The following is an 11619-nucleotide window of genomic DNA, read 5'->3' as shown; positions in this document are numbered from 1 at the left end:
CGGATCGCAGTCTGCAACTCGACTGCGTGAAGTCGGAATCGCTAGTAATCGTGAATCAGAATGTCACGGTGAATACGTTCCCGGGCCTTGTACACACCGCCCGTCACACCATGGGAGTGGGTTGCACCAGAAGTAGCTAGTCTAACCTTCGGGAGGACGGTTACCACGGTGTGATTCATGACTGGGGTGAAGTCGTAACAAGGTAGCCGTAGGGGAACCTGCGGCTGGATCACCTCCTTAATCGACGACATCAGCTGCTCCATAAGTTCCCACACGAATTGCTTGATTCATTGAAGAAGACGAAAGAAGCAGCCTGTATCGGTTTGTAGCTGAGTTGGTTAGAGCGTACCCCATGCTTTGTGGTTAAGAGCAGGGTGAGGTCGGCCTTAGTAGCTCGAAATTGGGTCTGTAGCTCAGTTGGTTAGAGCGCACCCCTGATAAGGGTGAGGTCGGCAGTTCGAATCTGCCCAGACCCACCAATTTTGTGTGGGAAACGCCTGTAGAAATACGGGGCCATAGCTCAGCTGGGAGAGCGCCTGCCTTGCACGCAGGAGGTCAACGGTTCGATCCCGTTTGGCTCCACCACTACTGCTTCTCTTGTATAAAGCTTAGAAATGAGCATTCCATCATGATGATGGTGAATGTTGATTTCTAGTCTTTGACTAGTTCGTTCTTTAAAAATTTGGGTATGTGATAGAAAGATAGACTGAACGTTACTTTCACTGGTAACGGATCAGGCTAAGGTAAAATTTGTGAGTTCTCTTAGTTGAGAAATTCGAATTTTCGGCGAATGTCGTCTTCACAGTATAACCAGATTGCTTGGGGTTATATGGTCAAGTGAAGAAGCGCATACGGTGGATGCCTTGGCAGTCAGAGGCGATGAAAGACGTGGTAGCCTGCGAAAAGCTTCGGGGAGTCGGCAAACAGACTTTGATCCGGAGATGTCTGAATGGGGGAACCCAGCCATCATAAGATGGTTATCTTGTACTGAATACATAGGTGCAAGAGGCGAACCAGGGGAACTGAAACATCTAAGTACCCTGAGGAAAAGAAATCAACCGAGATTCCCTTAGTAGTGGCGAGCGAACGGGGACTAGCCCTTAAGTGGCTTTGAGATTAGCGGAACGCTCTGGAAAGTGCGGCCATAGTGGGTGATAGCCCTGTACGCGAAAATCTCTTAGTCATGAAATCGAGTAGGACGGAGCACGAGAAACTTTGTCTGAATATGGGGGGACCATCCTCCAAGGCTAAATACTACTGACTGACCGATAGTGAACTAGTACCGTGAGGGAAAGGCGAAAAGAACCCCGGAGAGGGGAGTGAAATAGATCCTGAAACCGTATGCGTACAAGCAGTGGGAGCCCACTTTGTTGGGTGACTGCGTACCTTTTGTATAATGGGTCAGCGACTTATTTTCAGTGGCGAGCTTAACCGAATAGGGGAGGCGTAGCGAAAGCGAGTCTTAATAGGGCGTCTAGTCGCTGGGAATAGACCCGAAACCGGGCGATCTATCCATGGGCAGGTTGAAGGTTGGGTAACACTAACTGGAGGACCGAACCGACTACCGTTGAAAAGTTAGCGGATGACCTGTGGATCGGAGTGAAAGGCTAATCAAGCTCGGAGATAGCTGGTTCTCCTCGAAAGCTATTTAGGTAGCGCCTCATGTATCACTGTAGGGGGTAGAGCACTGTTTCGGCTAGGGGGTCATCCCGACTTACCAAACCGATGCAAACTCCGAATACCTACAAGTGCCGAGCATGGGAGACACACGGCGGGTGCTAACGTCCGTCGTGAAAAGGGAAACAACCCAGACCGTCAGCTAAGGTCCCAAAGTTATGGTTAAGTGGGAAACGATGTGGGAAGGCTTAGACAGCTAGGAGGTTGGCTTAGAAGCAGCCACCCTTTAAAGAAAGCGTAATAGCTCACTAGTCGAGTCGGCCTGCGCGGAAGATGTAACGGGGCTCAAACCATACACCGAAGCTACGGGTATCACCTTCGGGTGATGCGGTAGAGGAGCGTTCTGTAAGCCTGTGAAGGTGAGTTGAGAAGCTTGCTGGAGGTATCAGAAGTGCGAATGCTGACATGAGTAACGACAATGGGTGTGAAAAACACCCACGCCGAAAGACCAAGGTTTCCTGCGCAACGTTAATCGACGCAGGGTTAGTCGGTCCCTAAGGCGAGGCTGAAAAGCGTAGTCGATGGAAAACAGGTTAATATTCCTGTACTTCTGGTTATTGCGATGGAGGGACGGAGAAGGCTAGGCCAGCTTGGCGTTGGTTGTCCAAGTTTAAGGTGGTAGGCTGAGATCTTAGGTAAATCCGGGATCTTAAGGCCGAGAGCTGATGACGAGTGTTCTTTTAGAACACGAAGTGGTTGATGCCATGCTTCCAAGAAAAGCTTCTAAGCTTCAGGTAACCAGGAACCGTACCCCAAACCGACACAGGTGGTTGGGTAGAGAATACCAAGGCGCTTGAGAGAACTCGGGTGAAGGAACTAGGCAAAATGGCACCGTAACTTCGGGAGAAGGTGCGCCGGTGAGGGTGAAGGACTTGCTCCGTAAGCTCATGCCGGTCGAAGATACCAGGCCGCTGCGACTGTTTATTAAAAACACAGCACTCTGCAAACACGAAAGTGGACGTATAGGGTGTGACGCCTGCCCGGTGCCGGAAGGTTAATTGATGGGGTTAGCTAACGCGAAGCTCTTGATCGAAGCCCCGGTAAACGGCGGCCGTAACTATAACGGTCCTAAGGTAGCGAAATTCCTTGTCGGGTAAGTTCCGACCTGCACGAATGGCGTAACGATGGCGGCGCTGTCTCCACCCGAGACTCAGTGAAATTGAAATCGCTGTGAAGATGCAGTGTATCCGCGGCTAGACGGAAAGACCCCGTGAACCTTTACTATAGCTTTGCACTGGACTTTGAATTTGCTTGTGTAGGATAGGTGGGAGGCTTTGAAGCGTGGACGCCAGTTCGCGTGGAGCCATCCTTGAAATACCACCCTGGCAACTTTGAGGTTCTAACTCAGGTCCGTTATCCGGATCGAGGACAGTGTATGGTGGGTAGTTTGACTGGGGCGGTCTCCTCCTAAAGAGTAACGGAGGAGTACGAAGGTGCGCTCAGACCGGTCGGAAATCGGTCGTAGAGTATAAAGGCAAAAGCGCGCTTGACTGCGAGACAGACACGTCGAGCAGGTACGAAAGTAGGTCTTAGTGATCCGGTGGTTCTGTATGGAAGGGCCATCGCTCAACGGATAAAAGGTACTCCGGGGATAACAGGCTGATACCGCCCAAGAGTTCATATCGACGGCGGTGTTTGGCACCTCGATGTCGGCTCATCACATCCTGGGGCTGAAGCCGGTCCCAAGGGTATGGCTGTTCGCCATTTAAAGTGGTACGCGAGCTGGGTTTAGAACGTCGTGAGACAGTTCGGTCCCTATCTGCCGTGGACGTTTGAGATTTGAGAGGGGCTGCTCCTAGTACGAGAGGACCGGAGTGGACGAACCTCTGGTGTTCCGGTTGTCACGCCAGTGGCATTGCCGGGTAGCTATGTTCGGGAAAGATAACCGCTGAAAGCATCTAAGCGGGAAACTTGCCTCAAGATGAGATCTCACTGGAACCTTGAGTTCCCTGAAGGGCCGTCGAAGACTACGACGTTGATAGGTTGGGTGTGTAAGCGCTGTGAGGCGTTGAGCTAACCAATACTAATTGCCCGTGAGGCTTGACCATATAACACCCAAGCAATTTGCGTCGAAGAGACCAGATTGCGGTGTGTGAAGACGAAACGAACCGAAAGTTCGATGTTCACAAACACCGAAAGCTATCACATACCCAATTTGCTGAAGCGAGGCCATTTGGCCACGACTCAGTACCCGAATTTCTTGACGACCATAGAGCGTTGGAACCACCTGATCCCATCCCGAACTCAGCAGTGAAACGATGCATCGCCGATGGTAGTGTGGGGTTTCCCCATGTGAGAGTAGGTCATCGTCAAGATTAAATTCCGAAACCCCAATTGCGAAAGCAGTTGGGGTTTTGTTTTGCCCGCGGGAAAAGCATCTGCTTGATTTCTATGCAACAGCCCGGCTCATGGATATTATTCGGGCCTCATTGTGAGGGCGAGACCTGCATGTTGACGTTGTTGAACCTCCTGAAAGATGGCCGATTCCATTCTGGTCAGGATCTTGGCGCCGCCTTGGGAATAAGTCGAAGTGCGGTATGGAAACAGCTTCAGCATCTTGAGGCCGAGCTTGGCTTGTCCATTCATAAAGTGCGAGGACGAGGCTATCAATTGGCTGTTCCATTGACGCTGCTCGACTCTCGGGCAATATCGGCAATGGCGCCAGATTGGCCGGTGATGGTCTTGGATTCGGTCGACTCGACAAACGCTGAGGCCTTGCGGGCGATTGGCCAAGGTAGTTTGGCGCCCTTTTTGGTGCTCGCGGAACGCCAGGTCTCTGGTCGTGGGCGAAGAGGTCGCAAGTGGGTAAGTCCCTTTGCAGAGAATCTTTATTACAGCCTTGTCCTGCGTATTGATGGCGGAATGCGCCAGCTCGAGGGCTTGAGTCTTGTTGTTGGGTTGGCTGTCTTGCAGGCTCTGAGAAATTTTGGAGTGTCAGGTGCGGGATTGAAGTGGCCCAACGATGTCTTGGTGGGTAACAAGAAGATTGCCGGTATTCTCCTTGAGCTCGTTGGTGATCCGGCAGACGTTTGCCATGTGGTGCTGGGTATTGGTGTAAATGTGAACATGCAAGTGGCTGATGAAGTTGGCCAGCAATGGACTTCGATTCGGCTTGAGTCAGGTAGAAGTACTGACCGTAACTCCCTGGTGGCTGAGCTTAGTAAGCAGTTAAATGTTTATATCCGGCGCCATCAGGTGGATGGTTTTTCGGCTCTCCAGACGGAATGGGAGGCGAACCATTTGTGGCAGGATCGCTCTGTGTCATTGATTGCGGGTTCCAGTCAGATAGATGGTGTTGTGCTCGGAATCGATAGTCAGGGTGCGCTGCGCCTGAAGGTGGATGGTGTGGAAAAAGTCTTTAGTGGTGGTGAGCTCAGCCTGAGGTTGCGTGATGATTCTTGAGCTCGACTGTGGGAACAGCTTTATTAAGTGGCGAGTACTGAAGGCTGCGCTTGGCTCTCTCTTTTCTGAAGGGGTTGTCGACTCTGATCTCGCATTGCTAGACAGTTTGAAAGCTCTCAATGGGCTTGAGCTTCGTAAGTGCCGCGTGGTCAGTGTCAGGACTGCGGAGGAGACTGATGCCTTGATCGCTATTATCGAGCGTGAGTTTGGTATTTCGGTGGTGTGCGCGAAGCCCGCACGTGAAATGTCCGGTGTCAAAAATGGTTATGAAGAGTACGAGCGCCTAGGGCTGGATCGATGGCTGGCCATGCTTGGCGGGTTTCATCTCGCATCAGGCGGCGCTTGCCTGGTGCTTGATTTCGGTACGGCGGTGACTGCAGATTTTATTGCTGCGGGTGGTGAGCATCTTGGTGGTTTTATTTGCCCCGGAATGCCTTTGATGCGAAATCAGTTACGTACGCATACCCGTAAGATTCGCTATGGAGATCTGGCGGCTGAGCGCGCGCTTTCAAGCAATGCGCCTGGGCGGACCACTGTTGAGGCGGTGGAGCGCGGGTGTTCATTGATGTTGCGAGGTTTCGTATTGACACAGTTGGAACTGGCGCGCTCTTACTGGAGGGAAGACTTCGCAGTCTTTATAACTGGGGGGGATGCTGAATTGGTTGCAGCTGTCGCCCCTGAGGCCCGAGTCGTTCCTGACCTGGTGTTTGTGGGGTTGGCTATGGCGTGTCCTTTTTCCTGAGGTTTGTATGCGTTGGTTGTTCCTCCTGCTTCTTGTTCTTAATGTTTTCTATTATGTCTGGCATCAGCAGGAGGCGCCCTTGCGGGCGAAGGATGTAACGCCTCTCAGTTTGTATCGAGGTTCCCAGCAAGACATTCGTTTGCTCAGCGAAACGACGGGCAATGCTCGGGAGGGGCAGGGGGGGCGTCGGCAAGAGTGTCTGTTCCTTGGTGGTTTCTCTCGACAGGAGTCGATTACAGCGCTCCAGCAGCGTTTGGCTGAAATGGGAGTCGATGTAAAATCTTCGTCGAGGGATGCTTCTGGGGTTGGTTATTGGTTGTCTGTTTCGCCTCAGGGCCAGCGTTTGCTGGGGACGCCCAGCTCCAAAACCTTTCCAACGAATTCAATGAGTTAAAACATAAAATAATGCTGTGTGAGGGGGTTGCACCTGCTGAATAGTTTGCATAGAATGGCGCCCGCTCCACAGCGAAGACCTAAGTAGGGATTCAAAGTGAAGTGATGTCAACGCAGCTAACCTCAGGTTTTTAAATGAGAAAATGCTTGACAGGGGTTTGGCATAGTATAGAATGCCGGCCTGATTAGGAGGGGTTCCCGAGCGGCCAAAGGGATCAGACTGTAAATCTGACGTCTACGACTTCGAAGGTTCGAATCCTTCTCCCTCCACCAGATTTAAGCGTGAGCTGCAGGCTCGGCGGGTATAGTTTAGTGGTAGAACCTCAGCCTTCCAAGCTGATGATGCGGGTTCGATTCCCGCTACCCGCTCCAAGTTTGCAGGTTGTGCAAAGTGTTTTGCTCTTGTAGCTCAGTTGGTAGAGCACACCCTTGGTAAGGGTGAGGTCAGCGGTTCAAATCCGCTCAAGAGCTCCATATAACAAGGCAGATATGAAAATATCTGCCTTTGTTTTAATGGTTGATATTGTTTGTCTAATTTCTTCTGTTGAGGGTGATATCGATGGCTAAGGAAAAATTTGATCGTTCCCTGCCCCACGTCAACGTTGGGACCATTGGTCACGTTGACCACGGTAAAACCACTCTGACTGCTGCTCTGACTCGCGTTTGCTCCGAAGTTTTCGGTTCCGCAATCGTTGACTTCGACAAGATCGACAGCGCACCAGAAGAAAAAGCTCGCGGTATCACCATCAACACCGCGCACGTTGAGTACAACTCGAAGATCCGTCACTACGCTCACGTCGACTGCCCAGGTCACGCTGACTATGTGAAGAACATGATCACCGGTGCTGCTCAAATGGACGGCGCTATTCTGGTTTGCTCGGCCGCTGATGGTCCGATGCCACAAACCCGTGAGCACATCCTGCTGTCCCGTCAGGTAGGCGTTCCGTACATCGTGGTTTTCCTGAACAAGGCTGACCTGGTGGACGACGCTGAGCTGCTGGAACTGGTTGAGATGGAAGTTCGCGACCTGCTGTCCACCTACGACTTCCCGGGCGATGACACTCCAATCATCATCGGTTCGGCTCGTATGGCTCTGGAAGGCAAAGACGACAACGAGATGGGCACCACTGCCGTCAAGAAACTGGTTGAGACTCTGGATGCTTACATTCCAGAACCAGTTCGTATGATCGACAAGCCATTCCTGATGCCAATCGAAGACGTATTCTCGATCTCGGGTCGCGGTACTGTTGTGACTGGTCGTATCGAGCGCGGTATCGTTCGCGTTCAGGATCCGCTGGAAATCGTTGGTCTGCGTGACACCACCGTTACTACTTGCACCGGTGTTGAAATGTTCCGCAAGCTGCTCGACGAAGGTCGTGCTGGCGAGAACTGCGGCGTTCTGCTGCGTGGTACCAAGCGTGACGACGTTGAGCGTGGTCAGGTTCTGGTTAAGCCGGGTTCGGTTAAGCCGCACACCAAGTTCACTGCAGAAGTTTACGTTCTGAGCAAGGAAGAAGGCGGTCGTCACACTCCGTTCTTCAAAGGCTACCGTCCACAGTTCTACTTCCGTACTACTGACGTGACTGGTAACTGCGAGCTGCCAGAAGGCGTTGAAATGGTAATGCCAGGTGACAACATTCAGATGACTGTTACCCTGATCAAAACCATCGCGATGGAAGATGGTCTGCGTTTCGCTATCCGTGAAGGCGGTCGTACCGTCGGCGCTGGCGTCGTAGCTAAAATCATCGAGTAAGTGGTTGTAATGTATTTTTCGGGCCGGCATAATGGTCGGCCTGATTTTGTTTTAGGTCAGTAGCTCAATTGGCAGAGCGACGGTCTCCAAAACCGTAGGTTGGGGGTTCGATTCCCTCCTGACCTGCCAGATTCACTCGGTGTGTCTGGCTTTCTTTTCACAGGATCTTCATAGATGACTCCTAAAGCTGAAGCTCAAGGCTCTCGCTTCGATCTGCTCAAGTGGCTTGTAGTTGTCGCTTTGGTGGTTGTTGGCGTTGTTGGCAATCAGTATTACTCTGCTTCGCCGATCCTGTACCGTGTGCTCGCTTTACTTGCAATTGCTGCTGTAGCTGCCTTTGTAGGCCTGCAGACTGCTAAGGGCAAGTCTTTCTTTGTACTGGTTAAGGAAGCTCGCACCGAGATTCGTAAAGTCGTGTGGCCAACTCGCCAAGAAACCACGCAGACCACCCTTATTGTGGTGGCTGTTGTTCTGGTTATGGCGTTGCTGTTGTGGGGGCTTGATTCCCTGCTCGGCTGGCTTGTTTCCTTGATTGTCGGCTAAGGGTGTCCCGTGGCTAAGCGTTGGTATGTTGTGCATGCTTACTCGGGTTACGAGAAGCATGTGATGCGCTCGCTGATCGAGCGCGTAAAGCTGGCTGGCATGGAAGATGGCTTCGGCGAGATTCTGGTTCCCACTGAAGAAGTGGTTGAAATGCGTAATGGCCAGAAGCGCAAAAGCGAGCGCAAATTCTTTCCAGGCTATGTGCTGGTTCAGATGGATATGAACGAGGGTACTTGGCACTTGGTCAAGGATACTCCTCGGGTGATGGGTTTCATTGGCGGTACCGCTGATAAGCCTGCGCCGATCACCGATAAAGAGGCGGAAGCAATTCTGCGTCGCGTTGCTGATGGTAGCGACAAGCCTAAGCCGAAGACTCTCTTCGAGCCAGGTGAGACGGTGCGAGTCAACGACGGTCCATTCGCTGATTTCAATGGCGTTGTTGAAGAAGTTAACTACGAAAAGAGCCGGATCCAAGTGGCAGTGCTCATTTTCGGTCGCTCTACTCCGGTAGAGTTGGAGTTCAGTCAGGTCGAAAAGGTCTAACTGGACAAGCATCCCAACCCCGCAGCCCTAGGCTGTGGGGTTTTGTCGTCACTGGGATAAACGCGCAAGTAACCGGGGAGCCTTCCGAGGCGTTCGAACCCGTAATTGGAGTGCCTCATGGCCAAGAAAATTACCGCTTACATCAAGCTGCAAGTGAAGGCCGCTCAGGCTAACCCAAGCCCACCTGTTGGTCCTGCTCTGGGTCAGCACGGCGTGAACATCATGGAATTCTGCAAGGCTTTCAACGCCCGTACTCAGGGTCTTGAAGCAGGTCTGCCGACTCCAGTGATCATCACTGTCTACAGCGACCGTAGTTTCACTTTCGAAACCAAATCCACCCCTGCTTCGGTTCTGCTGAAGAAGGCGGCCGGTCTGACCAGCGGTTCCGCTCGTCCGAACACCGTTAAGGTTGGCACTGTTACCCGTGCTCAGCTGGAAGAAATCGCGAAAACCAAAAACGCGGATCTGACTGCAGCTGATATGGATGCAGCCGTGCGTACTATCGCCGGTTCTGCTCGTAGCATGGGCCTTAACGTGGAGGGTGTGTAATGGCTAAGCTGACCAAGCGTCAAAAGGCTATCGCCGGCAAAATCGAAGCAGGCAAGGCCTACAACATTGTAGACGCTGCTGCTCTGCTGGCTGAGCTGTCGACTGTCAAGTTCAGCGAGTCGTTCGACGTTGCTGTAAACCTGGGTGTTGACCCGCGTAAATCCGACCAGGTTGTCCGTAGCGCTACTGTGCTGCCACACGGCACTGGCAAGACCGTTCGCGTTGCTGTGTTCACCCAAGGTCCAGCTGCTGAAGCCGCTCTGGCTGCCGGCGCTGACCGTGTAGGTATGGACGACCTGGCTGCCGAAATGAAAGGCGGCGACCTGAACTATGACGTAGTGATTGCATCCCCGGATGCCATGCGCGTTGTAGGTCAACTGGGTCAGATCCTCGGTCCACGTGGTCTGATGCCTAACCCTAAGGTTGGTACTGTAACTCCAGACGTAGCTACTGCGGTTAAAAACGCTAAAGCTGGTCAGGTTCGTTATCGCACCGACAAAAACGGCATCATTCACACTTCCGTTGGCAAGATGGGCTTCGACGCCGTCAAGCTGAAGGAAAACGTTGAAGCCCTGATCGCTGATCTGAAGCGTATCAAGCCAGCTTCTTCGAAAGGTATCTACGTCAAGCGCGTTACCCTGAGCACCACTATGGGCCCAGGTCTGGTCATCGACCAGAGCTCGCTCGACGCGTAAGACAAAGGTTGGCGCGATGGTTCGTGCCAATTGAAAGATTGGGGTCCCTGCCTGGCGGGGGCTATCCAAGACCGTAGGCGACGCAAGTCTTAAACCATAAGCCTACGCAGATGGTGCTCCCGGTTCCTTACCGAATCAGACACCAAAACGACATTCGGTTCCGATCGAATGAAACGGTAACAAGCAGGAGTTAAACCCGTGGCAATTAATCTCGAAGACAAGAAGGCCATCGTCGCTGAAGTCAACGAGGCTGCCAAAGTCGCTCTGTCCGCTGTCGTGGTTGATGCACGTGGCGTAACAGTAGGCGCAATGACCGGACTCCGTAAAGAGGCTCGTGAAGCTGGCGTTTACGTACGTGTTGTACGTAACACCCTGCTCAAGCGCGCTGTTGCTGACACTCAATACAGTGTCCTCAACGACGTGTTCACCGGCCCGACCCTGATTGCATTCTCGAACGAACATCCGGGTGCTGCTGCCCGTATCTTCAAAGAGTTTGCCAAGGGTCAGGACAAGTTCGAGATCAAGGCAGCTGCGTTCGAGGGCAAGTTCCTCGCAGCTAATCAGATCGACGTACTGGCAACTCTGCCGACCCGTGACGAAGCAATTTCTCAGCTGATGAGCGTGATTCAAGGCGCTACCAGCAAATTGGCTCGTACTCTGGCGGCAATTCGCGACCAGAAAGAAGCTGCCGCAGCCTAAGGCTCGTCAACTTCTCGCGTTTTTTGTTTATTTCGATGGTCGCGTAGGCCGTCCCCCAATTCAGGAATTGAGTCATGTCTCTGACTAACGAACAAATCATCGAAGCAATCGGCCAGAAATCCGTAGTGGAAATCGTTGAGCTGATCAAAGCGATGGAAGAAACCTTCGGTGTTACCGCTGCTGCTGCTTCGGCTGGTCCAGCTGCTGCTGCCGCTGTTGTTGAAGAGCAAACCGAGTTCAACGTTGTTCTGCTGGAAGCTGGCGAGAAGAAGGTTAACGTGATCAAGGCAGTTCGTGAACTGACCGGTCTGGGCCTGAAAGAAGCCAAAGAGAAAGTAGACGGCGCTCCTCAGGTTGTAGCTGAAGGCGTTTCGAAAGAAGCTGCTGAAGACGCCAAGAAGAAGCTGGAAGAAGCAGGCGCTAAAGTCGAACTGAAATAAGTATCGACTTTGCTCCTCCAGCCCGAGCGTCAAGCGACAGGCTGATGGCTGGTGGCTCTTGCCACCGGCCTTTTTCCGTTATTGGCAGCCGACTGGGTCGGTGCTGATAAGGGCGCTGTAACCACCCGATGCGGTGGAGCAAACCATGGGGTTTGCACGATTTTCTGGCTGCTCCCGTCGGGA

9 protein-coding genes, 6 tRNA genes, 3 rRNA genes and 1 pseudogene (1 of these 19 cut by a window edge) are annotated in these 11619 nt (G+C 52.5%); all 19 read left to right on the top strand.

All coding sequences use genetic code 11. The features are described from left to right. Positions 1-240 (top strand): 16S ribosomal RNA (locus LOY43_RS25665); it begins 1297 nt to the left of the window's first position. A gap of 162 nt (positions 241-402) precedes the next feature. Beyond that, a tRNA-Ile gene (locus LOY43_RS25660) sits at positions 403-479 on the top strand. Positions 480-509: 30 nt separating this feature from the next. Beyond that, a tRNA-Ala gene (locus LOY43_RS25655) sits at positions 510-585 on the top strand. Between the two features lie 246 nt (positions 586-831). Then, a 23S ribosomal RNA gene (locus tag LOY43_RS25650) occupies positions 832-3725 on the top strand. 151 nt (positions 3726-3876) lie between these two features. Next, positions 3877-3992, top strand: a 5S ribosomal RNA gene (rrf, locus tag LOY43_RS25645). The 16S, 23S and 5S rRNA genes sit together here with 2 tRNA genes alongside, the layout of an rRNA operon. 133 nt (positions 3993-4125) lie before the next feature. Next, complete coding sequence (gene birA, locus LOY43_RS25640) at positions 4126-5079, top strand: bifunctional biotin--[acetyl-CoA-carboxylase] ligase/biotin operon repressor BirA (RefSeq protein ID WP_095048842.1); 954 nt, start codon at positions 4126-4128, stop codon at positions 5077-5079. Further along, positions 5069-5821, top strand: coding sequence for a pantothenate kinase (locus LOY43_RS25635; RefSeq protein WP_095048841.1), 753 nt, complete (start codon positions 5069-5071; stop codon positions 5819-5821). Before birA ends, LOY43_RS25635 begins: the two co-directional genes overlap by 11 nt. Positions 5822-5828: 7 nt before the next feature. Further along, positions 5829-6259 (top strand): annotated as a pseudogene (locus LOY43_RS25630) (hypothetical protein). A gap of 143 nt (positions 6260-6402) precedes the next feature. Then, positions 6403-6487, top strand: a tRNA-Tyr gene (locus LOY43_RS25625). Positions 6488-6512: 25 nt separating this feature from the next. Next, positions 6513-6586, top strand: a tRNA-Gly gene (locus LOY43_RS25620). Positions 6587-6612: 26 nt separating this feature from the next. Continuing rightward, positions 6613-6688, top strand: a tRNA-Thr gene (locus LOY43_RS25615). A gap of 85 nt (positions 6689-6773) precedes the next feature. After that, the gene (gene tuf / locus LOY43_RS25610; RefSeq protein WP_064361246.1) at positions 6774-7967 is read left to right on the top strand and encodes an elongation factor Tu; all 1194 of its coding nucleotides are present in this window, start codon (positions 6774-6776) and stop codon (positions 7965-7967) included. Positions 7968-8020: 53 nt separating this feature from the next. After that, a tRNA-Trp gene (locus LOY43_RS25605) sits at positions 8021-8096 on the top strand. A 45-nt stretch (positions 8097-8141) separates the two neighbouring features. Further along, the gene (gene secE, locus LOY43_RS25600; RefSeq protein WP_009045851.1) at positions 8142-8510 is read left to right on the top strand and encodes a preprotein translocase subunit SecE; all 369 of its coding nucleotides are present in this window, start codon (positions 8142-8144) and stop codon (positions 8508-8510) included. A gap of 9 nt (positions 8511-8519) precedes the next feature. Beyond that, the gene (gene nusG / locus LOY43_RS25595) at positions 8520-9053 is read left to right on the top strand and encodes a transcription termination/antitermination protein NusG (RefSeq protein ID WP_007957598.1); all 534 of its coding nucleotides are present in this window, start codon (positions 8520-8522) and stop codon (positions 9051-9053) included. A 117-nt stretch (positions 9054-9170) separates the two neighbouring features. Then, the gene (gene rplK, locus LOY43_RS25590) at positions 9171-9602 is read left to right on the top strand and encodes a 50S ribosomal protein L11 (RefSeq protein ID WP_003228756.1); all 432 of its coding nucleotides are present in this window, start codon (positions 9171-9173) and stop codon (positions 9600-9602) included. Then, positions 9602-10297: a 50S ribosomal protein L1 gene (rplA, locus tag LOY43_RS25585; RefSeq protein ID WP_007916481.1), complete on the top strand. Its 696-nt coding sequence runs from the start codon at positions 9602-9604 to the stop codon at positions 10295-10297. The genes rplK and rplA overlap by 1 nt, the downstream gene beginning before the upstream one ends. A gap of 198 nt (positions 10298-10495) precedes the next feature. Continuing rightward, the gene (gene rplJ / locus LOY43_RS25580; RefSeq protein WP_008081912.1) at positions 10496-10996 is read left to right on the top strand and encodes a 50S ribosomal protein L10; all 501 of its coding nucleotides are present in this window, start codon (positions 10496-10498) and stop codon (positions 10994-10996) included. Between the two features lie 74 nt (positions 10997-11070). After that, positions 11071-11436 (top strand): 50S ribosomal protein L7/L12, encoded by a 366-nt coding sequence (gene rplL, locus LOY43_RS25575; RefSeq protein ID WP_003228750.1) that lies wholly within the window; start codon positions 11071-11073, stop codon positions 11434-11436. Positions 11437-11619: the final 183 nt, after the last annotated feature.

It is taken from the genome of Pseudomonas sp. B21-041, from assembly GCF_024748675.1.
Taxonomy (GTDB): Bacteria; Pseudomonadota; Gammaproteobacteria; order Pseudomonadales; family Pseudomonadaceae; genus Aquipseudomonas; species Aquipseudomonas neuropathica.
The sequence above is the reverse complement of the archived record's forward strand: the minus strand, read 5'-3'. Positions and strand labels throughout refer to the sequence as shown.

Coding starts and splice junctions, on each gene's coding strand:
- birA (WP_095048842.1), top strand. CDS start 4,126: ATGTTGACGTTGTTGAACCTCCTGAAAGATGGCCGATTCCATTCTGGT.
- LOY43_RS25635 (WP_095048841.1), top strand. CDS start 5,069: ATGATTCTTGAGCTCGACTGTGGGAACAGCTTTATTAAGTGGCGAGTA.
- tuf (WP_064361246.1), top strand. CDS start 6,774: ATGGCTAAGGAAAAATTTGATCGTTCCCTGCCCCACGTCAACGTTGGG.
- secE (WP_009045851.1), top strand. CDS start 8,142: ATGACTCCTAAAGCTGAAGCTCAAGGCTCTCGCTTCGATCTGCTCAAG.
- rplK (WP_003228756.1), top strand. CDS start 9,171: ATGGCCAAGAAAATTACCGCTTACATCAAGCTGCAAGTGAAGGCCGCT.
- rplA (WP_007916481.1), top strand. CDS start 9,602: ATGGCTAAGCTGACCAAGCGTCAAAAGGCTATCGCCGGCAAAATCGAA.
- rplL (WP_003228750.1), top strand. CDS start 11,071: ATGTCTCTGACTAACGAACAAATCATCGAAGCAATCGGCCAGAAATCC.